Annotated in this window: 22 protein-coding genes and 1 pseudogene; 8 read left to right on the plus strand and 15 right to left on the minus strand. The window is 64.4% G+C overall.

The genetic code is table 11. The annotated features are described in order from the left end of the window. Nucleotides 1–3 precede the first annotated feature (3 nt). The 4 genes and pseudogenes from ACGHJ7_RS11790 to ACGHJ7_RS11805 form a co-directional block, all read left to right on the plus strand. Nucleotides 4–399 (plus strand): annotated as a pseudogene (locus ACGHJ7_RS11790) (ATP-binding protein); the annotation flags it as partial. A 61-nt stretch (nt 400–460) separates the two neighbouring features. Further along, nucleotides 461–856, plus strand: coding sequence for a DUF2793 domain-containing protein (locus ACGHJ7_RS11795; protein ID WP_390477945.1), 396 nt, complete (start codon nt 461–463; stop codon nt 854–856). Nucleotides 857–1,091: 235 nt separating this feature from the next. After that, entirely contained in the window at nt 1,092–2,216 is a 1,125-nt protein-coding gene (locus tag ACGHJ7_RS11800) for an OmpA family protein (protein WP_390477824.1), read from the plus strand. Nucleotides 2,217–2,309: 93 nt separating this feature from the next. Then, a complete protein-coding gene (locus ACGHJ7_RS11805; RefSeq protein ID WP_390477826.1) occupies nt 2,310–2,840 on the plus strand; it encodes a superoxide dismutase family protein in 531 nt (176 codons plus the stop codon). 30 nt (nt 2,841–2,870) lie between these two features. On the opposite strand, the gene ACGHJ7_RS11810 is transcribed toward ACGHJ7_RS11805, so the two are convergent. From ACGHJ7_RS11810 to ACGHJ7_RS11835, 6 genes are all read right to left on the minus strand, one after another. After that, on the minus strand, nt 2,871–4,454 hold the full coding sequence (locus tag ACGHJ7_RS11810) for a spinster family MFS transporter (protein ID WP_390477829.1): 1,584 nt from the start codon (nt 4,452–4,454) through the stop codon (nt 2,871–2,873). A gap of 42 nt (nt 4,455–4,496) precedes the next feature. Next, nucleotides 4,497–5,198 carry a 7-cyano-7-deazaguanine synthase QueC gene (gene queC / locus ACGHJ7_RS11815; protein ID WP_390477832.1) on the minus strand — a complete coding sequence of 234 codons (702 nt, stop codon included), beginning with the start codon at nt 5,196–5,198 and terminating at the stop codon, nt 4,497–4,499. Nucleotides 5,199–5,256: 58 nt separating this feature from the next. After that, nucleotides 5,257–6,150 (minus strand): Hsp33 family molecular chaperone HslO, encoded by an 894-nt coding sequence (locus ACGHJ7_RS11820; protein ID WP_390477835.1) that lies wholly within the window; start codon nt 6,148–6,150, stop codon nt 5,257–5,259. Nucleotides 6,151–6,207: 57 nt separating this feature from the next. Further along, nucleotides 6,208–7,137 carry an ornithine carbamoyltransferase gene (argF, locus tag ACGHJ7_RS11825; RefSeq protein ID WP_390477838.1) on the minus strand — a complete coding sequence of 310 codons (930 nt, stop codon included), beginning with the start codon at nt 7,135–7,137 and terminating at the stop codon, nt 6,208–6,210. After that, nucleotides 7,134–8,327, minus strand: coding sequence for an aspartate aminotransferase family protein (locus tag ACGHJ7_RS11830; RefSeq protein ID WP_390477841.1), 1,194 nt, complete (start codon nt 8,325–8,327; stop codon nt 7,134–7,136). Before ACGHJ7_RS11830 ends, argF begins: the two co-directional genes overlap by 4 nt. Nucleotides 8,328–8,469: 142 nt before the next feature. Next, nucleotides 8,470–9,261: a cold-shock protein gene (locus ACGHJ7_RS11835; RefSeq protein WP_390477844.1), complete on the minus strand. Its 792-nt coding sequence runs from the start codon at nt 9,259–9,261 to the stop codon at nt 8,470–8,472. Between the two features lie 345 nt (nt 9,262–9,606). Here ACGHJ7_RS11835 and ACGHJ7_RS11840 point away from each other — a divergent pair, with 345 nt between their 5' ends. Genes ACGHJ7_RS11840 through ACGHJ7_RS11855 form a run of 4 tightly spaced genes read left to right on the plus strand, consistent with a single transcriptional unit; the run spans nt 9,607 to nt 13,073 of the window. After that, nucleotides 9,607–10,047, plus strand: a complete 441-nt coding sequence (locus ACGHJ7_RS11840; RefSeq protein ID WP_390477847.1) for a TIGR01244 family sulfur transferase — start codon at nt 9,607–9,609, stop codon at nt 10,045–10,047. Nucleotides 10,048–10,075: 28 nt separating this feature from the next. Beyond that, a complete protein-coding gene (locus tag ACGHJ7_RS11845) occupies nt 10,076–10,492 on the plus strand; it encodes a hypothetical protein (RefSeq protein ID WP_390477849.1) in 417 nt (138 codons plus the stop codon). Between the two features lie 10 nt (nt 10,493–10,502). Next, nucleotides 10,503–11,462: a sterol desaturase family protein gene (locus ACGHJ7_RS11850; protein ID WP_390477853.1), complete on the plus strand. Its 960-nt coding sequence runs from the start codon at nt 10,503–10,505 to the stop codon at nt 11,460–11,462. A 24-nt stretch (nt 11,463–11,486) separates the two neighbouring features. Beyond that, entirely contained in the window at nt 11,487–13,073 is a 1,587-nt protein-coding gene (locus tag ACGHJ7_RS11855; RefSeq protein WP_390477855.1) for a GMC family oxidoreductase, read from the plus strand. A 375-nt stretch (nt 13,074–13,448) separates the two neighbouring features. Here the strand turns inward: ACGHJ7_RS11855 and ACGHJ7_RS11860 are convergent, their stop codons facing one another. From ACGHJ7_RS11860 to rpmI, 9 genes are all read right to left on the minus strand, one after another. After that, entirely contained in the window at nt 13,449–14,834 is a 1,386-nt protein-coding gene (locus ACGHJ7_RS11860) for an ammonium transporter (RefSeq protein ID WP_390477858.1), read from the minus strand. After that, nucleotides 14,831–15,169, minus strand: a complete 339-nt coding sequence (locus tag ACGHJ7_RS11865; RefSeq protein ID WP_390477859.1) for a P-II family nitrogen regulator — start codon at nt 15,167–15,169, stop codon at nt 14,831–14,833. Before ACGHJ7_RS11865 ends, ACGHJ7_RS11860 begins: the two co-directional genes overlap by 4 nt. Nucleotides 15,170–15,330: 161 nt before the next feature. Beyond that, nucleotides 15,331–16,026: an endonuclease/exonuclease/phosphatase family protein gene (locus ACGHJ7_RS11870; RefSeq protein ID WP_390477862.1), complete on the minus strand. Its 696-nt coding sequence runs from the start codon at nt 16,024–16,026 to the stop codon at nt 15,331–15,333. Nucleotides 16,027–16,033: 7 nt separating this feature from the next. Continuing rightward, nucleotides 16,034–16,609 (minus strand): pyridoxamine 5'-phosphate oxidase family protein, encoded by a 576-nt coding sequence (locus ACGHJ7_RS11875; protein WP_390477864.1) that lies wholly within the window; start codon nt 16,607–16,609, stop codon nt 16,034–16,036. A gap of 54 nt (nt 16,610–16,663) precedes the next feature. Further along, a complete protein-coding gene (locus ACGHJ7_RS11880) occupies nt 16,664–18,211 on the minus strand; it encodes a peptide chain release factor 3 (RefSeq protein WP_390477866.1) in 1,548 nt (515 codons plus the stop codon). Nucleotides 18,212–18,229: 18 nt separating this feature from the next. Continuing rightward, nucleotides 18,230–20,659 carry a phenylalanine--tRNA ligase subunit beta gene (gene pheT / locus ACGHJ7_RS11885; RefSeq protein ID WP_390477869.1) on the minus strand — a complete coding sequence of 810 codons (2,430 nt, stop codon included), beginning with the start codon at nt 20,657–20,659 and terminating at the stop codon, nt 18,230–18,232. Next, complete coding sequence (gene pheS / locus ACGHJ7_RS11890) at nt 20,656–21,804, minus strand: phenylalanine--tRNA ligase subunit alpha (protein ID WP_390477872.1); 1,149 nt, start codon at nt 21,802–21,804, stop codon at nt 20,656–20,658. Before pheS ends, pheT begins: the two co-directional genes overlap by 4 nt. 153 nt (nt 21,805–21,957) lie before the next feature. Further along, nucleotides 21,958–22,317, minus strand: coding sequence for a 50S ribosomal protein L20 (gene rplT / locus ACGHJ7_RS11895; RefSeq protein ID WP_390477875.1), 360 nt, complete (start codon nt 22,315–22,317; stop codon nt 21,958–21,960). A 17-nt stretch (nt 22,318–22,334) separates the two neighbouring features. Beyond that, a complete protein-coding gene (gene rpmI / locus ACGHJ7_RS11900) occupies nt 22,335–22,538 on the minus strand; it encodes a 50S ribosomal protein L35 (protein WP_390477878.1) in 204 nt (67 codons plus the stop codon). Between the last annotated feature and the right edge of the window lie 71 nt (nt 22,539–22,609).

Genomic DNA, 22,609 nt, shown 5'->3' on the forward strand with positions numbered 1-22,609 from the left:
GACATGGAGAAGAGCCGCCGCGCGCGGCTTCGCCACCTGTTGCGGCAGGCTCCGGAAGAGCGCTTCGCCGCTCTTGCTACCTTGAGCGAGGCCGAGCGCGATGAGCTGCGCCGCCACTGGCGGCTATGGGCACGGCCCGGCCAGACCGCGCCGGAAGGCGACTGGCGGACCTGGCTGATCTGCGCCGGGCGCGGCTTCGGCAAGACGCGCTGCGGGGCGGAATGGGTGCGGCTGGTGGCCAAGCGGGACCCCGACGCCCGTATCGCCCTCGTCGGATCGTCGATCGCTGAGGTTCGCGCAGTCATGGTGGAGGGGGAAAGCGGTTTGCTGAACATCTCCCCGCCCGGCCGCATGCCGCTTTTCGAACCGTCCCTGCGCCGCCTGACCTGGGGCAATGGCGCGCGGGCCACGCTCTATTCCGTGGCCGAGCCCGATGCACTGCGCGGGCCTCAGCACGGCTATGCTTGCAGGGCAATCGCAGAAGGAAACCACCGTCAACGAAGCGCTGTACCGCGTGGCATCTCTGCTACACCCCGTGATCGAGGAACGGCGCAGCGTTCCGCCATCCTCTCCGGCAGAAGGGAAATCATGGCTGGTCGACGCCGGCGCGTCCGGTGCATGGGAAGGGCACGCGAGCGCTCTTGCCAGCTGGTCGGGTGGCGACTGGGTTTTCGTGCAGCCCGTGGACGGCCTTCGTTGCTACGACCGGTCTGCCGGAGCGACGCTCTTTCATGATGGCGACTGGCAGACACCATCACTGCCCGAACTTCCCGCCGGCGGCGCAACGCAGGACAGCGAGGCCAGGGCTGCCATTGCCGGTCTCGTCGAAGCCTTGCGGAATGCGGGAATTGCCTGAAAATCGGTCGAATCCGCGACACGAAGAATTCTCGCGAAAGGACGGGAACTTCCCCCCGCCAGCCCCGTTAGCGACGTTCAACGCGGAGGAATCAGGCGTTTTGTAAGGCTGGACCGCAAAACGCGGCATTCTTGCAACAGTTTGACGCTGATGTTTGCTTGCTTCACCTCTGTTGAAAAGTTAGATGAGGGGCCTCTTGGTGGCTCCATTTCGCTAGATAAAGGGGAATTTTATAATGCGGAAACTCGTCATAGGCATGGCGATGGCATCGACGGCACTCACCGTGCCGGCCCATGCCCGCGAAGATGCCTGGTACGTCGAACTCGATGGCGGCGTTGCAGTCGTCGAAGACATCGATCTCGACATCAACGGTGTGGCCGGTGACCTTGCAATCGGTCACGACGAAGGCTTCGACTTCGGCGGTATCGTCGGTTACGACTTCGGTGGCGCACGCCTCGAAGCGGAAGTCAGCTATCGCGAAGCCGACATCGAAGGCATTACCGCAGGGGCCGACGGCTTCCCCGCCGGTGGCCCGGTTGGCCTGGCTCGCAACGGCATCTTTCCTGCCAACGGCGATACCAGCAACCTCAGCTTCATGATCAACGGCCTGGCCGATTTCGGTCCCGATGACGGCCTGCAGGCATTCGTCGGCGGCGGTGTCGGCGTTGCACGCACCGACATCGGCGCGACGGTCAATACGGCTCTGCCCGACGGTTTCGACGATTCCGACACCGGCTTTGCCTACCAGCTTCTCGCTGGTGTGCGCGCTCCGCTGACGGAAACCATCGATGTCGGCCTGAAGTATCGCATGCTGACGCAGCCCGACGTGTCGATCATCGACAGCGCCGGTCGTCAGAACGACGGTCGCTTCCGTTCGCACTCGATCCTGGGTACGCTGGCAATCAACTTCGGCGAACCGGCAGCACCGCCGCCGCCCCCGCCGCCGCCTCCCCCGCCGCCTCCCCCGCCGCCGCCTCCGCCGCCTCCGCCGCCTCCGCCGGTCGTGGAATGCAACACGGGTCCGTACATCGTGTTCTTCGACTGGGATCAGTCGGACATCACGCCGGCAGCGTCGACCATTCTCAACAATGCGGTTTCGGCTTACGCGAACTGTGGTACGGCTTCGGTCATGCTCGCAGGTCACACCGACCGTTCGGGCAGCGTCCAGTACAACATCGGCCTGGCCGAGCGTCGTAACGACTCTGTCCGTCAGTACCTCACGGGCCGCGGTGTCCCGGGTGCACGCATCAGCAGCGAAGCCTTCGGCGAATCGCAGCCGCGCGTCCCGACTGCCGATGGTGTCCGCGAACTGCAGAACCGTCGCGTCGAAATCACTTACGGTCCGGGATCTGGCATGTAAGTTTCGCGACAAGCGAAAAAATGAAGAGGGGCCGGAGCGATCCGGCCCCTTTTTCGTTGGGTGGTCGAGAGTTACCTAATTCGGAGACCCCACATGCGCATTCCTTCCGCCCTCGCACTTGCTGCCAGCGTCCTTGCTATCGCGGGATGCCAGTCGGTCTACGACCTTCCTACCGAACGCATCGGCAGCGCGCGCATGACGCTGGCAAACGGGGTTCCGGCGGGCACCGCCCAGCTCGTCGCATCGGGTGATACCGTATCGCTAGCAATTGCTGCCACCGGTATTCCGGCGGGCGAGCATGGCTTCCATCTTCACACGACCGGCAAATGCGAACGCCCGGACTTCCAGTCGGCAGGTGGCCACCTCAATCCCACGAATGAAGGACACGGCCTTGAAGACGCCGACGGAAGTCACCTCGGCGACCTCCCCAACCTCATGGTGCCGGCGTCAGGAACCGTAACAACTACGGTGGACCTGCGCGGCAGCCGCGCGGATATCGAGCGTTACCTGTTCGACAGCGACGGAACGGCGGTCATGATCCACGCCGACCCGGACGACGGAACGACCGATCCTTCGGGCAATGCCGGTCCGCGGATCGCCTGCGGGGTCCTGTCGCGCAGCTGAGTATCGCTGGCGTCAGGAGGCGCAGGACGTTCAGACGTCCTCGCCAGCTGCCCTTGCCCTTTCCAGTACGGTCCGCTCGGCAGTAGGGACTGTGCGATAGGCCACGATCAACAGCACAAGCCCGACAGGCACCGCGACCAGAAGGCTGAGGCCCCCGGTCGAAAGGCTGCCGGTCATCGTCGACACCTGCCCCGCCATATAGGGACCAAGGGCAAGGCCGACGAGCGTCGTCGCCAGGAAGAATGTCGCGGTTGCGGTGCCTCGCATGCGCGGCAGCACCAGGTCCTGCGTCGTCGCCGCTGCACCGCCTAGTGCCGAACTGCCGAACAGCGATTGCAGGAAGGCTGCAATATAGAAAACCGTCGGCGTTTCCGTGGTGAACATCAGGAACAGGAAGGGCGCTGCGCCCACCAGTCCGAAGCCAACCACCAACAGTCGGCCTGCAGGGTTTATCTGCCGCAGGTAATCGGCCATCCGGCCGCCGAGAATGACGCCAAGGAAACCGCCAAGCGCACCGGGCCCGCCGATCCACCACCCGGCGGTGGACGGTGCTTCCTCCAGGATCCGGATGGCATAAGGCGCCGCCCAGAAAGTGGCCGCATAGGACATGAAGGCGACCATGCCGTAGCCAAGGATCGTCGTCAGGAATGCAGGGGTTCCCCAGATCAGGCGGAAGGTAGGCTCGTCCCGGCGCTTCAGCGTCGAGGCCCAGGAGAAGATCGCGTAATAGCCGATGCCGACGGCACCCCATTGCTGGAAGTTCCCCGTCGCCACGGCCAGCCAGTAGGCCACCGCGCCGATCACGGCTGCGCCGGCAAGATTGATCAGGATGCCGCGCATCCCGCCCTGTGCCGCGCCGATCAGCGTGAACGGGGGAATGACTGCAATCAGTTCGCGTCCGAACCCGCGGAACGGGTCTTTCGCAGGCGGGGTGATGATCCCCTCGCTCTGGCCGCGAAGCGGTTCCTTCAGCGTGAAGACCAAGCAGGCGAGGAGGATACCCGGAAGGCCTACCGCGATGAAGGCTGCCTGCCAGCCGGCCAGCCCGAGCGGGGCATTGACCGGATAGCTCTCGTTCCATGTTTCGACGATGGCGCCGCCGATCAGCAGCGAGATACCGCCGCCGATATACAGTCCCGACGAATAGATCGCGAGCGCCGTGGCGCGCATCTTCTTGGGAAACCAGTCGGAAATCAGCGAATAGGCACTGGGGCTCGCCGTGGCCTCGCCCACGCCGACGCCGATGCGGGCCACACTCAGAGTGGTGAAATTCTTCGCGAAACCGGAAAGTGCGGTGAAGGCGGACCAGATGAACAGGCCGGCCGTCATCAGGCGCACGCGGTGCCAATTATCCGCCAGTTTCCCCAAGGGGATGCCGAACAGGGCATAGAAGACGCCAAACGCGGTCCCGTAGAGAAAGCCGATCTGGTCATCGCGCAGACCCAGGTCGGCCTTGATGTCCTCTGCCAGGATCGAAATGATATTGCGGTCCACGAAATTGAGAACGTAGACGATCACCAGGATGCTGAGTGCATACCAGCTATAGGCGGGCACCTTCCCATCGGGATCGAACGCCGGATCGGTCTTGGCAGCCTGCGCGGAATCCGCTGTCAAATCTCATCTCCCAGAAAAGGCTTCCCTTTGCGGGATCGCCTGTCAGTCCTTGTTGCCGTAAACCGTTCCATCCACAAGCCCGGCTTCTTCAAAACCTTTCAGGCGCAGCCGGCAACTGTCGCATTCTCCGCACGCCCGGCCATCCGGCAGCGGATCGTAGCACGACCAGCTCCACGCCGGATCGAGGCCGAGGCGGTCGGTCTCGCGGGCGATGTCCGCCTTCGTCATGTGCTGCAGCGGGGCATGGATGTTGAAAGGCTGGCCCTCGATCCCTGCCTTCGTCCCCAGGCGGGCGGTCTCAGCGAAGCTGGCGATGAACTCGGGGCGGCAGTCGGGATAGCCCGAATAATCCAGCGCATTCACGCCGATGAAGATGTCCGTCGCCCCGCTTGCCTCGGCAAAGGCGGTAGTCAGGGCGAGGAAAACAAGGTTGCGCGCCGGAACGTAGGTAACGGGTATGTCGGAGCCCACGCCATCCTTCGGAACGTCGATGTCGTCGGTCAGGGCAGAGCCGCCGAAACTGCGGAGGTCGAGCGCAATCTCGCTGTGACGCACCACGCCGAGCTTCTCTGCGATGCCGCGCGCGGACTGCAATTCTCGCGCATGACGCTGCCCGTAATCGACGGTGAGGGCATGAATGCGGAAGCCGTGCTCCTGCGCAATCGCTGCCGTCACCATCGAATCGAGCCCGCCCGAAAGCAGGACGACCGCCGCCTTTTCCGTGGTATCCGTGTTCCCGTTCATCGCCTCCGGCTAGCGGATGCGGCACCGCGCCCCAAGCAAAAAGCGGCGCATCTCGTCTCTAGGAACCGAGCGTGAAAACCTTCGAGCAGAAGGCGCAATCAACCAGGATGTTACCATCGTCGTCGCGCATCTGGGCCTGTTCGTTTTCGGGGAAGCGGGCGATAACCGCTTCGTAGTGCTCGACCGAGCATCGGCAGCCACGCGAGACTTTCGCGCCTTTCAGGACGCGCACCTCCTTTTCCTCGTGAAACAACCGCCAGACGATCGCTTCCATGGAGAGGTCCGGGTCGAGCAGTTCGTCCGCCTGCACGCTGCCGCCCAGGATGGAGACATGCTCCCAATGCGGATTGTCGAGCCGGACATGCAGGCGCTCGCGCCCTTCCTCGCCATCGGGCAGGTGCTGGATCAGCAGGCCGCCGGCACGTGCCCCGTCCGCTTCCATGCTGACCGCGGTGCGGATTATGGTGGGCACCTGTTCCGACTGAATGAAATAGTGCTGGCAGGCCGAGGTCAGTGAGGGCCCCTCCAGCGGGACGATCCCCTGGTACCGGCCCCGCTCGTCATTCATATCGAATGTGATGGCCAGGTGGCCCTCTCCGAACAAAGCTTGCAGGTCGGGACGCGGGGGCAGCGCCGCTACGGCGTCCTCGTCGAAATCGGCATAACCCCTGAGCTGGCCGCCCTTGTAATCGCAGACGAGCAGCGTAACCGCGCCGCCCTTCGACTGGGCCTGCAACGTCATCTGCCCCTCGCCCTTGTCGATCGCGCCGCCGATCAGCGCAGCGAGGACAAGTGCCTCTTCGAGCAGTTTTGCGACAGGGCGCGGATAGGCGTGGGCCGAGAGAATAAGGTCGGCGACATCGTCGAGCCTGACGGCGCGACCGCGTGCGTCACGCTCCGGCAGGCTGAAGCCGAGAAGCGTGTCCGAATATGTTTCCGTGATTGTGTCCATGCGGCCGATATGGGGACGATGCCCGGCATCGCCACCCCGGTGCATGGAGCGCCGGCGTCAGAGCTGGCCGAACGCCCAGCGCAACACGGATTTCTGGGCGTGGATTCGGTTTTCCGCCTCGTCGAACACGGCCGACTGCGGCCCTTCGATGACCTCGCTCGTCACTTCCTCGCCGGGATGCGCCGGAAGGCAGTGGAGGAACAGGGCGTCCGGCTTCGCATGCCCCATCAGGGCCGTGTCGACCTGGAAGGGCTGCATTGCCGCCAGCTTCGCCTCTGCATGCTCCTGCCCCATCGAAACCCATGTGTCGGTAATGACGACATCGGCGCCGCTGGCGGCCTGCGCCGCGTCCTGCACGATGTCGACGCGGGCCCCACCGGCGCGGGCCATGGACACGAACTCCTCCTCCGGCTCGTATCCTGCGGGGCATCCGATACGGACATTGAATTTCATCAGCCCGGCCGCCTCCAATATCGAGTGGAGGACGTTATTGCCATCGCCCAGCCAAGCCACTTCGAGGCCCGGCAACGCCTTGCCATGCTCGATCATCGTCAGCAGATCGGCCACGATCTGGCAGGGATGGCTGCGATCGGTCAGGCCGTTGATGACCGGGATGCTGGCATTGGCCGCCAGTTCCTCGATCTTGGCATGATCGTCGGTCCGGATCATGATAGCATCGACCATTCGGCTCAGAACGCGCGCGGTGTCGGCGATGCTTTCCCCGCGGCCGAGCTGCATGCTGCCCGATTCCATGACCATGGCCGATCCGCCGAGCTGGCGCATGGCCATGTCGAAACTGACCCGGGTGCGTGTCGAGCTTTTCTCGAAGATCATGGCCAGTACGCGTCCCGCAAGCGGGGCGTCGGCGTCGGGCTTGCCCTTTGCCCAGTCGCGCCGGGCCAGCTTGCGGTCCTGTGCGTCGTTGATCATGGCGGCGATGGCATCGCCGCCAGCATCGGACAGGTCGAGAAAATCGCGCTTGCTCATGCTGCTTCAGGAACCTCGTAACTGGCTGCACCGGCCGACAGTTTCTCGAAGAATTCCTCGATCTCGTCGTCGCCGATGACAAGTGGGGGCAGGACGCGGATGGTCTGGTCGCCGGCAGCCACCATAAGGAGCTGGTGATTGTCCCGCAGGTGGACGAAGAAGGGCCGGCTTTCGACCTTCATCTTGATCCCCAGCATGAGGCCCTTGCCGCGAACGAGTTCGAACAGGTCGGGATAGTTGCCGATGAACTGTTCCAGTCTCGTGCGGATGCGCTCGCCCTTTTCGGTCACTTCCGCGAGGAAAGCCTCGTTCGCCACCGCGTCCATCACAGCCTTGCCCGCGGCCATCGCCAGCGGATTGCCGCCATAGGTAGATCCGTGGGTGCCGAACACCATGCCGCGCGCCGCCTTCTCCGTCGCCAGGCAAGCGCCCAGCGGGAAGCCTCCGCCGATGCCCTTCGCCGTTGCCACGATATCGGGCGTCACGCCGTAATGTTCGTGGGCGTAAAGCTTGCCGGTACGGGCGACGCCGCACTGGACTTCGTCCAGCACCAGCATGAGGTCGTGCTCGTCACACAGTACCTTCAGGCCGTCCATGAATTCCTGGCTGGCAGGGCGGATACCGCCTTCGCCCTGGATCGGCTCCACCAGGAAACCGGCCGTCCGTTCGCTGACAAGGCTCTTCGCCATGTCGAGATTGTCGAATTCGCAATACACGAACCCGGGCAGGAGCGGCTTGAACCCGTGATGCATCTTCTCCTGGTTGCTGGCGCTGATCGTCGCCATCGTGCGTCCGTGGAAGGCATTGGTGAAGGTGATGATCTCCGTGCGCTTCGTGTCGGGGTCGCCATGCTGGTGATAGGCACGCGCGGTCTTGATCGCGGTCTCGACCGCCTCTGCCCCGGAATTGGTGAAGAAGACGGTGTCGGCGAAAGTGTTGTCGACCAGTTGCTGCGCTAACGCCTCTCCCTGCGGGCTGCCATAGAGGTTGGAGACATGCATCAGCGTCTCCGCCTGTTCCTTGATCGCGCCGATGAGCCCTTCGTGGCTGTGGCCAAGGAGGTTCACTGCAATGCCGCTGGCGAAGTCGAGATAGCGGGTGCCGTCCTCGTCGATCAGGTGGCAATTGTCACCGCGGACCGGACGCACGCCGCAGCGGGGATAGACGGGCATGAGCGGGGTGATGGACATCGGAAAAAGGCTCCTCAGCCGAATGGAAAACTGGGTCTGAAACACGAATGGCGACCCCCGGAAGGAGCCGCCATTTGTGGTCTTGATAGGATGCCTGGCCGAACGGGTCAAACATCCATCGGAAGTGATCAAATGCCGGAGACTAGCCCTGCGCCGGCACCAGGTTCACTGCCGAGTGCTTCCCTCGGCGGTCGACTTCCAGGTCGAACTCGTAGCGTTCGCCTTCGTTGATCTGCGACAGGCCGGAACGTTCGACCGCGCTGATATGCACGAACGCATCGGGCTGGCCATCGTCGCGGACGAGGAAGCCGAAGCCTTTCATCGAGTTGAAGAACTTGACCGTACCCGTTGCCTTCTCGCCGGTCAGCTCGCGCTGGGGCGGACCGCCGCGATCAGCGCCAGCGCCGGCGCCGCCACCCTGCACTTCGACGACATCGCCGACGATCTGCAGGTCCTGTGCGGATACCTTGCCACCGCGATCGACGAGGTTGAATTCCAACCCCTGTCCTTCGCCCAGACCTTCGAGCCCGGCACGTTCGACAGCGGAAATGTGAACGAAGACGTCTTCGCCCCCGCCTTCCTGCTGGATGAAGCCGAAGCCTTTCTGGGCGTTGAAGAACTTGACGGTTCCCTTGCCGGTTCCGACTACCTGGGCCGGCATGCGGTTGAACCCGCCGCCACCGCCACCGCCGCCTCCGCCGCGAGGTCCGCCGCCGCCGCCGAAGCCGCCGCGACCACCGCCGCCGTAACCGCCGCGATCGCCACCGCCGAAGCCGCCGCCTCCGCCGCCGTAACCGCCACCGCCGCCATAGCCGCCACGGTCGCCGCCACGATTACCGCCGAAATCGCCGCCTCCGCCAAACGGATCGAAGCTGTCTTCGCCGATATTGTCCCGCTTGTCGCGGCCTTTGCGACGTCCTCTGTCGTAACCCATAACTCGTAGTGTACCTTACTCGCCCGTCCGCAAACCAATTAGAGCCTGCCGGGGACGGAAAATCGGCAAACCCGTTCGCGCATCGAAATGGCCGGACGGAGATCCCCGCAGCCAGTCAACGCAGTTATTCAACGTTCTGTGTAGCGGATAACGCCGCTGCATGCGAACGAATTAACAGCAGGGACAGGACTGGACGAAATATGTTGCGGATTCACTTCAACCCATGTGAAATATTCAGGCCGGACCTCGCTGCAATGTGTGAAGCTTGTCCCGCCCGGGCAATTCGCTAGACACGGCAGAATTCACGCATTTGCAGGCATATCCAGCCGCTACGGGAACGACACGATGACCGATTTCAGGAAGCTTTCCGACACTGTCCTGGCCAGCCCGCAGATTACCCCTGCCGATATCGATGCCGCAAAGGCGCAAGGGGTGACGCTGATCGTCAACAATCGTCCGGACGGCGAATCGCCCGGCCAGCCTGCCGGTGCGGACATCGAATCCGCCGCTGCCGCAGCCGGCATCGATTATCTGGCGATTCCCGTCACCTCCGCCGGCTTCAGCCAGCCGCAGGTCAAGGCAATGTCCGAGGCACTGGGCGGAGCAGAGGGCAAGGTGCTGGCCTATTGCCGCTCGGGCACCCGTTCGACCCTGCTGTGGTCCCTTGCCCGGGCCAGCATGGGTGCAGACCCCGATGCCGTGACCGCCGCCGCCGCCGATGCAGGTTACGACGTCTCGCCTGTCCGTCCGGCGATGGACATGTTCGCAGGGCAGGCGCGCAGCTGATCCTGCGGCCAAGGCATTTCCAGCAAGCGTGCCCGCTGAGACCCTATCGCTGATTGCACAGTTTGCCGGCTCTCTCGCCGCGATACTGCTACTGGTGTGGCTCGCGCGCTGGCTGGGCCTTGGTCCCGAGAAGCGGCTCCTGACCGAAGCCGAGGTCGCAGAAGCGGCACGCGATGCGCATGACGGTTTCGAGCCCGCCGCCATCGCAATCGATTCCGATGGACGAGGCGCGCTGGCGCGAGGCGAGGATGGCCGGATAATGCTGCTGCGCCCTCATGGCAGCCATGTCGCCAGCCGCATTCTCGGCCCCGCATCCAGCGCGAAAATGAGCCCTGCAGGCGACAGTGAAGGCCTGGTGGTCGATTGCGGGGAGCGGAGCTTCGGAGCGGTCACGCTGCAACTGAGAGATGCTCACGCTTGGGCCGACGCGATCAACGCCCTATAGTCCCCTTTCGATGCCTGACTTCTCACCCACAGACTATGCCGTTCCCGGCTTCGTTGCGCTCGTCCTGATCGAGATGGTCTGGGCCCGCTTCCGCCGACCGGATGCATACGAGCCGCGCGATACGCTCGTCAGCCTCGGCTTCGGGCTCGGCAGCACGGTTGCAGGCCTCCTGTTCGGCGGGCTGGCGGTCGCTGTGTTTTTCGCAGCGTATGAATACCGGCTGTTCACCGTCGGCTGGGAATGGTGGGCCTGGCCGTTGAGCTTCGTGCTGGACGACCTGAAATATTACTGGGTCCACCGGGCCGGACACCGGATCCGGTGGATGTGGGCGAGCCATGTGAACCATCACTCCAGCCAGCATTACAACCTGTCGACTGCGCTGCGGCAAAGCTGGACCGGCGCCTTTACCTTCGGCCTGCTGTTCGCCCTGCCGCTGGTGCTGCTCGGCTTCCATCCCCTGATGATCGCCATCTGCAGCGGGTTCAACCTGATCTACCAGTTCTGGATCCATACAGAGGCCATCGGCAGGATGCCGCGCTGGTTCGAAGCGGTCATGAACACGCCCAGCCATCACCGCGTCCACCATGCGACCAACCCGCGCTATCTCGACCGCAATTATGCCGGTGTCTTCATCGTGTGGGACCGGATGTTCGGCACGTTCGAGGAAGAGCGCCCGGACGAGGAACGGATTCGTTATGGCATCGTGAAGCAGCTGGGCAGCTTCAACCTGCTGTGGGCGGTGTTCCATGAATGGATCGGCATGATCCGGGACATCCGGGCGGCGCCCTGGCGGCACAAGCTGTCCTACCTGCTGCGCGAACCGGGCTGGAGCCATGACGGCAGCCGCGAAACGTCGGACACGATCCGCCAGCGCTGGCTGGCCCGGCAACAGAGTTCCGTGCCGCATATGCCCGCGCCAAACACGGTGGCAGATCAAAACCCGATTGAAGAGCCTCCTCAAGCTGCGTAACTGTTTCTCTCGAGGAGAGAATGCATGAGCCAGTATGATTATATCGTTGTCGGTGGTGGCAGCGCGGGGTCCGCCGTGGCCGGTCGCCTTGCGGTGGACGGAACCCGGAGCGTCTGCCTTGTCGAGGCAGGCGGCCGGAACAACAACCTGCTGGTGAAGACGCCCGGCTTCATGCCGTTCCTGCTCAAGAACACCAATTACCGCTACGACACCGTTCCCCAGAAAGGCCTGAACGGCCGGATCGGCTACCAGCCCCGCGGCAAGGGGCTGGGCGGGTCGAGCGCCATCAATGCGATGGTCTATATCCGCGGCAACCGCTGGGACTACGACAATTGGGCCGATCTGGGCTGTGATGGCTGGTCCTATGACGACGTGCTGCCCTGGTTTCGCAAGGCAGAAGCCAACGAACGCGGGGCCGACGACTATCACGGCGAAGGCGGGCCGCTATTCGTGTCCGACCAGAAACACGCCAACCCCACCAGCAAGGCCTTCGTCGAGAGCGCGACGCGGCTGCAGCTGCCCCGCAATGACGACTTCAATGGCGAGAAACAGGCAGGCTTCGGTCTTTACCAGGTCACGCAGCGCCACGGCGAGCGATGGTCCGCCGCGCGCGCTTACGTCGAACCTGTTCGTAACCAGCCCAACATCGACATTCGCACCGGTACGCTGACACAGCGCCTGCTGATCGAAGGCGGCCGGGTGACCGGCGTCATGGTGAAGAGAGGCGGCCGGAGCACGCTTCTGACCGCGCGCAAGGGCGTGATCCTGTCAGCCGGCGCATTTAACAGTCCGCAAATCCTGATGCTGTCCGGCATCGGACCGGCGGATCACCTGAAGGAGAACGGGATCGAGGTGCGGGTCGACCGACCTGCCGTGGGCAGCGACCTGCAGGACCACATCGATTACGTCTCCAGCTGGGAAACCGAGAGCCGGGTGCCGATCGGCGACAGCCTGGAAGGATCGCTGCGCATGGTGAAGGCGATGGTGGAACATCGCCGCAAGCGCACGGGCATCATGACGACGCCCTATGCCGAGAGCGGCGGCTTCTGGACCGTGATGCCGGAAGCGCCGGCCCCCGACGTCCAGTGGCATTTCGTGCCGGCCATGCTGGAAGACCACGGACGCGAGAAGGTGAAGGGACACGGCTTCTCTCTCCATGCCTGTGTCCTGCGCCCGGAAAGCCGGGGGACCGTCAGGCTGAATTCCGCCGACGCCGCCGATGCCCCGCGCATCGACCCGAACTTCCTGGATGACGAGCGCGACATCGCGACGTTGCGCGAAGGGGTCCGCCTGTCGCACCGCATCGCGGACGCACCACCGCTTGCGGACTATGCGCCGCGGGACCGCCACGAGGTCGACCTCAACGATGATGCGGCTCTCGATGACCTGATCCGGAGCCGCGCCGACACGGTCTACCATCCTGTCGGTACCTGCCGCATGGGTTCGGACGATGATGCCGTCGTCGACACGGCCTTGAGAGCGCGCGGCGTCGAGGGCCTCTGGATCGCCGATGCCAGCATCATGCCGCGCCTCGTTTCCGGCAATACCAACGCGCCCAGTATAATGATCGGCGAGCGCTGCGCGGACTTCGTCATCAACGCCGAACGCTGATCGACCGCGTGTTTTTCTAGCCCCGCGGGCGCGGGGCGTCCGACCCGCTTGCTTCGCCGCATGAGCGGCGGCGCGTAGTCACGCGCTGTCGTCACTTTGGGGTGCCGATACTTTTGCCACCAACCGGAGAAGGACGAGTTCGGTCGTGAAAGGCGACCGACAAAGGCCGACCGGCCGCCCGCAGGTGCTCGATGCGGAGCATTGAACTAGCACTAAGGACGCGCCTGCGGATGCGAGTGCATAAGACCAAAACTCCACAAAAAAAGGGGCCGGAGCGTCATGCTCCGGCCCGTTAAAGTCATTGTTCGCAGGAGGAACAAGGGTTGGCGCTGCGGGAGGGGGAGAGGATCCTCCCGCAGCGCCAATTCGTTACGCTCAGGTGGTCCGAGCGAATTCGGGATAGGCCTCGATACCGGTCTCAGCGATGTCCAGACCGGCGGTCTCGACTTCGGGCGACGGGCGCAGGCCGATGGTGAACTTGAGGGCGAACCAGACCACGGCCGAGGCCAGCGAGACCCAGACACCGGTCAGCAGGACGCCGACGAGCTGGCCCATGAAGGTCGCATCGCCCGTCCAGGCGACGACCAGCGTGCCCCAGATGCCTGCGAACAGGTGGACCGGGATGGCGCCGACGACGTCGTCAATCTTCAGCTTGTCGAGAAGCGGGATGGTGAACACCACGATGACGCCGCCGATCATGCCGATCAGGATCGACTGGCCCACGGTCGGTGCCAGTGGCTCTGCGGTGATCGACACGAGGCCGGCCAGCGCGCCGTTCAGCGCCATGGTGACATCGGCTTTCTTGTAGCGAAGCTGCGTCAGGATGATCGTGGCCACCACGCCGCCGCATGCGGCCATGTTGGTGTTGACGAAGATCTTCGACACGTCGCTGACATCGCCGACCGTACCCATCGCCAGCTGCGATGCGCCGTTGAAGCCGAACCAGCCGAGCCACAGGATGAACGTACCCAGCGTTGCGAGCGGGATGTTCGTGCCGGGGAAGACCGCGATCTTGCCGTCGACGAAACGTCCCAGGCGCGGGCCGAGGATGATGGCGCCGACGAGCGCAGCCCAGCCACCGGTCGAGTGAACCAGCGTGGAACCGGCGAAATCGGAGAAACCCCAGACGGAATCGAGGTAGCCGCCGCCCCATTCCCAGCTGACAACCACCGGGTAGATGATCGCCGTGAGGACGGTCACGAAGATGAAGAACGGCACGATCTTGATGCGTTCGGCCAGGGTGCCCGACACGATCGAGGCCGTGGTGGCGCAGAAGACCATCTGGAAGAACCAGTCGGACGCGACGGAATAGCCCGTCTCGAGGTCCGCCTCGCCCACGCCCTGCATTCCGTAGGCCGTGCCGCCGATGCCGAAGAGGCCCAGCGAGCCTTCGGCGAAGCCGGGATAGGCGATGTTGTAACCCACGATCCAGAACATGAGGCCGGCAATCGAATAGAGGCCGATATTCTTGAGGCACTGCGTGGATGTATTCTTGGCGCGGACCAGGCCGGCTTCGAGCATGGCGAAGCCCGCCGCCATCCACATGACGAGGAAGCCGCCGATCAGGAACAGCAGCGTGTTGAGGATATAGGCCGTGCCGCCGCCGACGGCGCTGGCTGCAGCCTCCGCCGCCGCATCGGTCGCAGTTGGCACAGCGGCGAAGACTGGGGTGGCCATTGCCAGGCCGGAAAGACCGGCAACGGAAACGAGCGAACGGAAACGCATGGTCGCGGCTCCCTTGGTGTTGATGGAGAAGGTCACAGCGCGGTCTCCCCGGTTTCACCGGTGCGAATGCGCGTGGCGCTGGAGAGGTCGAAGACGAAGATCTTTCCGTCGCCGATGGCATCGGTGCCGGCGGTCTGCTGGATCGTTTCCACGACCTGGGGCGCCAGATCGTCGCTGGCTGCGATTTCCAGCTTCACCTTGGGCAGCATGTTGGTGCTGTACTCGGCTCCGCGATAGATTTCCGTCTGGCCCTTCTGACGCCCGAAGCCCTTGACCTCGGATACGGTCATGCCCGCCACGCCGATGCCGCCGAGAGCTTCGCGCACCTCGTCGAGCTTGAACGGCTTGATGACGGCGATGATGAATTTCATGTGCTGCCCCCTGTCTGAAACAGTGCCTGTTGCGACCGGGCCCGTTCCCGGTCTTCGCACTTGCAGCAAGAGGTGTGCCAAACTCCGCCATCGGGCCGAACGTGGTCTGCCGGCACGGTTACCGGCTTATTTAGTGTTTACTTTTTAAGCAGTGCCTAAAATCACGGCAGCCGGAGCCTGGCGCAGATCGGCAGGTGATCCGATGCGACGTGCGACAGTGCCGATTGGTGAACGTCCTGCGACACCACTTCCCACGACGCCGACACCACCATCCGGTCCAGCCGCGCGACCGGGCGGCGGCTGGGGAAGCTGGGTCCGGGGGCGAGCACCCGCCATTCCTCGCCAAAGGCGCGAATTGCGCCTCGCTGGGACTGCCACTGGTTGAAATCGCCCATCAACACTTCCGGACAGCGCGGCCGCGCGTCCTCCAGGTGCTTCAACACCGCATGGAACTGCTCGCGCCTTCGGAGCCCCGACAAGTCGAGATGCATTCCCGCGACGCGGAAGCGCTTCCCGTCGCAGGCGAGCTCGGCACACACAGCCCCGCGGGGCTCCAGCGTCGGAAGATCGAGCGGTTCGCCGTGCACGATATCGATGCCGCGGCGCACCAGCAGGGCATTCCCATGCCAGCCGATGCTTTGCGGGCGCTTGGCGACGTGCACCACCCTCCAGTCGGTATCCTGCAGGGCGGCACGCGGCAGGACGCTGGTCCGCGCCCCGAACCGCAGGTCCGCTTCCTGCAGGGCGATGATATCGGCGTCAATTTCGCGAAGCACGGCAATGATGCGCAGCGGGTCACGCTTGCGGTCCACACCCATGGCCTTGTGGATGTTGTAGCTGGCGAAGGTCAGTTCCAAGGCGCGGTCAGTCGGGCCGGGTGCCCGGTGCCCCGGCGATATACCGGTCGGTCGCGCGGGTTGGCAGGCCGTCTATGCTGCTCGTCCTGCCGGCCGTTTTTTCCATCCAGGCGGCCGGCTCCTGCCTTGCATGGGCCTTGAGCAGCGTTGCGCGCTCCCCCTCCATTTCCATGAAGGGGACACCCCAGCCGCAGCTCGTCTGCACGCTTTCGACATCGATAACGAAGATCTGCCGCGTTCCGGGCAGCAACGTGAACCCGCTGGCGAGCGCGTCCCATTCCGCGTCCTGCGGCAGCACCGACCTTCCCCGGCCATAAATGCGCAGGATCAGCGCAGGCTGCTGGAAATTGCAGAACATGACCGTGATGCGGCCATCGGCGGACAGGTGCGCATGGGTCTCGTTACCCGAGCCGCCAAGGTCCAGATAGGCAACCTGTGTCGGCGAAAGCACGCGAAACGCATCATACCCCTTGGGGCTCAGATTGATTCGTGCGCCAGGCGCAGCGGTCGCCACGAAGAACACCGGCTGGCTCGCTATCATCGCGGCGTGATCGTCGCCCAGCGCATCGAAGAAGTCTGCCATGCCAGAAGGCTAGGCGCTGGGCCGCAGCTTGTCACCGCTGCTGTACCGGTGCTGTCAGCGTTCCTTGGTGGCCGAGAAGGCGAGGTCGGGGTTTTTCTCTTGCTGGTAGCTCACGTCCCACGGGCTCTTGGCCATGAAGACGAGGTCGCCGTCCCGGTCCTTCGCCAGGTTTGCCTGGTTGAAACGCTCGAACTCCGCGAGCGCCTTCTCGTCCCCGCTTACCCAGCGGGCGGTGGCGAAGGGCGAGGCTTCAAGCCCCGCTTCCACCTTGTATTCCGCCGACAGGCGCGAGACGAGGACCTCGAGCTGCAGCTGGCCGACCACGCCGACGATATGCTGCGCGCCAAGCTCGGGATAGAAGACCTGGATGACGCCTTCTTCCGACAGGTCGTCCAGCGCCTTCCGCAACTGCTTCGTCTTGGTCGGGTCCTTCAGCTGGACGCTGCGCAGGATTTCGGGCGCGAAATTGGGCAGGCCGGTGAAACGGATCTCGTTCTTCTCGCTCAGCGTATCGCCCACGCGCAGCGTCCCATGGTTGGGAATGCCGATGATGTCCCCGGCAAGCGCGGTGTCCGCAATCTCGCGGTCCTGCGCGAAGAACAGGATCGGGGAATGGATGGCGATCGGCTTGCCGAGGCCGCTCGGCGTCAGCTTCATGCCGCGTTTGAACGTGCCCGAGACCTGACGCATGAAGGCGATGCGGTCGCGGTGGTTGGGGTCCATGTTGGCCTGAACCTTGAACACGAAGCCGGTCACCTCGTCATGCTCGGGCTCGATCCGTTCGTCTCCGGCCGGCTGCGGGCGCGGGGGCGGCGCATGCTCGGCAATGGCCTCGATCAGCTTGATGACGCCGAAATTCTTCAGCGCGCTGCCGAAATAGACCGGGGTCAGGTCGCCATTGCGGTAAGCCTGCGCATCGAACTCGGGGTAACCGATCTGGGCCAGTTCCGCCTGTTCGGCAAAGCGCTCGGGAATTTCCGGATCCTCGTCGAACTGGCCCAGGAACTCGCGCGAGTCGCCTTGCGGCCTGGCGACGTGACCGGTCGCGAAGTCGAGAACGCCTTCGAATTCGCCGCCCATGCCGATCGGCCAGGTCTGCGGGCTGACATCCAGTGCCAGCATGTCGGCCACCTCGTCCAGCGTCTCGAACGGATCGCGGCCTTCGCGGTCCACCTTGTTGACGAAGGTGATGATCGGCACGTTGCGCAGGCGGCATACCTCGAACAGCTTGCGGGTCTGCGGCTCGATACCCTTGGCCGCGTCGATCACCATGATGGCGGAATCGACCGCGGTCAGCGTGCGGTAGGTGTCTTCCGAGAAGTCCTCATGGCCCGGCGTGTCGAGCAAGTTGAAAGTGACGGTTTCCCCGTCCGGCCCTTCACGCTCGAACGTCATGACCGACGAGGTGACGGAAATGCCGCGCTGCTGCTCGATCTTCATCCAGTCGGACCGAGCGCGCCGTGCTGCCCCGCGCGCCTTCACCTCGCCCGCCAGGTGGATCGCGCCGCCGGTCAGCAGCAGCTTCTCGGTCAGCGTGGTCTTGCCCGCGTCGGGATGGGAGATGATGGCGAAGGTGCGCCGTGAGTTGGCTTTATCGGACATTGGATTCGGCGTGCGGGCTCAGCCGCGCAGCTCTGCCCCCTGTTTGGCGGCAGCGGCCACGACACGGTCGGAGATGGCTTTCAGCTCTTCCTCGGTGAAGCTCTTGTCGCCCGGTTGCATGATTACTTCCAGCGCGATGGACTTCTTGCCCTCCGGTACGCCCTGACCTTCGAACACGTCGAAAATGCGTGCATCGACGATGGCCTTCTTGTCCGCGCCTCGCACGGCTCGCAGCAGGTCGCCCGCTGCAAGCTCGCTCGGCACGAGGAACGCGAAGTCGCGCGACACCGGCTGCAAGGCGGGCGGCGAATAGGCAGGACGGGCAAAACCGCCAGAGCCCTTTTTCGCCGGGATCGCATCCAGGAAGATTTCGACCGCGACGACTGGGCCGTCGATGTCGAAGGCCTTCAGCGTCAAGGGATGCAGCGCGCCGAACCGGGCGAGCACGTTTTTCGGGCCCAGTCGCAGGGTCGCCGACTGGCCCGGATGGAACTGGTCGCCCGCCCCACCGCCTTCTCCGCTCATGACCATCAGGTTTGCGACCGGCGCGCCCGCCGCTTCCAGCAGCGCCATGGCCTCCGCTTTCGCGTCGTAGGCGTCGAACGGTGAAGCCTTGCCGGTCGCCCAAGCACGCGCGGCTTTCTCGCCGGCAAGAACCACGCCCAGCGTAGGTTTTTCGTCGCTGGAGCCGTCGGCCGCCCGGAAATAGCGCCGCCCGATCTCGAACAGGCGCGAACCGGCAGCCCCGCGATCGGCATTGCGCTTGGCCGCGGCGAGCAGGCCGGGCACGAGCGAGAGGCGCATGGCCTTCATGTCCTCGCTGATCGGGTTCTCCAGAACCCACAGCGCATTCCCGTCAGCGAAGTGATCGGCATGCGGCACGGGCAGGAAGGACCAGGTCACCGCCTCGTCCAGACCACGCGCGGCTGCGGCGCGGCGCAGCTTGCGCTCCATCGCCTGCAGCGGGGTGGCGGTCGGACGGGCGACGCCTTCCATCCGCGGCAGGGCGACGCTCTGCACGCTGTCGATACCGTGGATACGCACCACTTCCTCGACCAGGTCGGCCGGGCCTTCCACATCGTGGCGGCGCAGCGGGACCGTGACGTCCCAGCGGGTCGCGCCGTCCCCGATGACCTTCTTGCCGATTTCGAAATCGAGCGCGTCGAGGATGCGAAGCTGCTCTTCCTCGCCCACGTCGATGCCGCCGAGCCGGCGCACGAGGTCGGGCTCGAACGCCACCGTCATCGGCTGCGCTGGGGGCGAACCGGCCCGCACGACCTCGCTCGCCTCGCCGCCGCACACGCGCTGGATCAGCGATGTCATGATGGCCAGACCGTCGTCCAGGAACGCAGGGTCAACGCCCCGCTCGAACCGAGTACGGGCATCGGATGCAAGGCCCAGCTTGCGCCCCGTCACGCCGATGCGCGCCGGATCGAAATAGGCGATTTCGAGGAGGACATCGGTTGTCGCCTCGGTGACGCCCGAGTTTTCACCGCCCATGATGCCGGCGATGTCGTGGACGCCGTTGTCGTCCGCGATCACGGTCATGGTGTCGTCCAGCGTGTAGGTCTTCTCGTTCAGCGCCTCGACCGTCTCGCCATCCCTCGCGCGGCGGGCGACGACGGGACCGCTCAGCTTACCGAGATCGTAGGCATGGGCCGGACGCCCGAAGGCCAGCATCAGGTAATTGGTGATGTCGACGATCGCCGAAATCGGGCGCTGGCCTGCAGCCAGCAGGCGGCGGCGCATCCATTCGGGTGTTGCCGCCTTGTTGTCGACGCCGCGGATGACGCGACCGTAAAAGGCAGGGCAGCCCTCTGCATCGTCGGTTCGGATTTCGACCGGGCAGGGAACCGCGCCTTCGATGACCGATGGCTCGACCGGCTTGAACGTGCCGAGGCCTGCTGCGGCAAGGTCGCGTGCAATGCCTTGCACACCCATGCAGTCCGGGCGGTCGGGCGTAATGGCCACGTCGAAGACCGGGCTGGCGTCGTGATAGTCGGCGAAACCCTGTCCGACCGGCGCATCGGCGGGCAGTTCGATGATGCCGTCATGCTCATCGCCCAGTTCCAGTTCGCGGACCGAGCACATCATGCCGTTGCTCTCGACCCCGCGAATGGCGCTCTTGCGAAGCTCCATCCCGTTGGCCGGAACTACCGCGCCGGGCAGGCCCAGCACGCCCTTCATGCTTGCCCGGGCATTGGGCGCGCCGCACACGACCTGCAGCGGGTCGCCTTCGCCGGTGTCTACCGTGAGCACCTGCAACTTGTCCGCATCGGGATGCGGACCGGCGGTCAACACCTCCGCCACGCGGAAGCCGTCCAGCTTCTGCGCCGGATCGTCGATGCCCTCGACCTCGTGACCGATGCGGTTGAGCATGGCAGCGACCTCCTCCACCGACGCATCGGTTTCGAGGAAGTATTTCAGCCATTCGAGAGAGAACTTCATGCGCGTGCTCCCACACCGGCGGAAAGGGTCGGCTGGTCGAAAGCGCTGAAACCGTAATGGCCCAGCCAGCGTCCGTCACCGTCGAAGAAGGCGCGCAAATCGTCCATCCCGTATTTCAGCATGGCGAGCCGGTCGACGCCGACGCCGAAGGCAAAGCCCTGCCATTCGTTGGGGTCGAGCCCGGCGAATTCGAGCACGCGGGCATTGACCATCCCGCTGCCGAGCAATTCCATCCAGCCATGGCCGGGCGCATCGCCGTCGCCGCCGAGTACGCGCCTGGAGCCATTGGGCCCTTTCTCGTCCTTCCAGCCGACATCGACCTCGACCGAAGGTTCGGTGAAGGGGAAGTAGCTGGGGCGAAGGCGCAGGACGATGTCGTCACGCTCGAAAAACGCCTTGAGGAAGGTTTCCAGCGTCCATTTCAGGTGTCCGAGATGGATGTCGCGGTCGATCACCAGCCCTTCGACCTGGTGGAACATCGGTGTGTGCGTCGCGTCGCTGTCGCTGCGATAGACGCGGCCCGGCGCGATGATGCGGATTGGCGCGCCTTGTTCCACCATGCTGCGGATCTGCACCGGCGATGTGTGCGTCCTGAGCAACATGCGCCTTTTCTCGCCTACCGCTTCGCTACTTGAGGCGGGGGCCTCCATCGCATCGTGGTCGGGGAAATAGAACGTATCGTGCATCGCGCGTGCGGGGTGCGTTTCCGCCATGTTGAGGGCGGTGAAATTGTGCCAGTCGTCCTCGATCTCCGGACCTGTCGCGACGGCAAAGCCGAGATCGGCGAAAATCTCCGCCAGTTCGTCCATCACCTGGCTGACCGGGTGGACGGAGCCCTTGGGCGAAGCGGGCGCGGGCAGGGTCAGGTCCAGCGTCTCGGACGCCAGACGCGCTTCCAGTTCGGCTGCTTCCAGTTCCGCCTTGCGGGCGGTGATGGCATCGGCAATCGCGGCGCGCACACCCTGGATCTTCGGCCCTTCGACCTGCCGTTCCTCGGGCGACATCTTGCCCAGCGTCTTCAGGAGGGCGCTGACCCACCCCTTCTTGCCGAGCGCGTCCACGCGCACCGTTTCCAGCGCATCGATCGTGTCGCTGGCGGCGATTGCTTGCAGGGTATCCTGCTGGCGAGATTCCGTGCTTTCCATAGGGCTGGGCCGCTACCCGTAAATCGCTCGCAAGGCAAAGGTAACATGGCCCTTTCACGCGATGGCCGCGGACACGAAAAAGGCGGCCCGCCCGCGAGGGAGAGCCGCCTTGTTGTTTCCGGCCGGGGCGATGCCGCCGGCAGCGCAAGCGCGTTACGCGGGAAGCGCGTCCTTCGCCTGCTTGATGATCGCGCCGAATGCAGCGCTTTCATTCATGGCGAGGTCGGCCATGACCTTGCGGTCAAGCTCGATCCCGGCCAGCTTCACCCCGTGCATGAACTGCGAATAGGTGAGGCCTTCGGCGCGGACGGCCGCGTTGATGCGCTGGATCCACAGTGCGCGGAAATTGCGCTTCTTAACCTTGCGGTCGCGATAGGCGTACTGGCCGGCCTTTTCGACCGCCTGGCGCGCGACGCGGATGGTGTTCTTGCGGCGACCGCGATAGCCCTTGGCCTGGTCGAGCAGCCGCTTGTGCTTCTGGCGCGTGGTAACGCCGCGTTTGATGCGTGGCATGTCTCAGTACTCCTGCTTCAGTCGAGCCCGTAAGGGGCCCATTTCTTCACGGCCTTCTGGTCGCACTTGGCGAGGACCTCGGTGCCGCGGTTCTGGCGGATGTACTTCGCATTGTGGCTGATGAGACGGTGACGCTTGCCAGCGACGCCGTGCTTGATCTTGCCGGTCGCGGTGATCTTGAAGCGTTTCTTCACACCGCTCTTGGTCTTCAGCTTGGGCATTTTCATCTCCTGTCGGATAACGAGTTCAGAAGACACGTACTGACCAGCCCTGGCAGCCCTTACGGCCAGAC

The sequence above is a fragment of the Altererythrobacter sp. MTPC7 genome (assembly GCF_042851395.1).
Lineage (GTDB): Bacteria > Pseudomonadota > Alphaproteobacteria > Sphingomonadales > Sphingomonadaceae > CAJXSN01.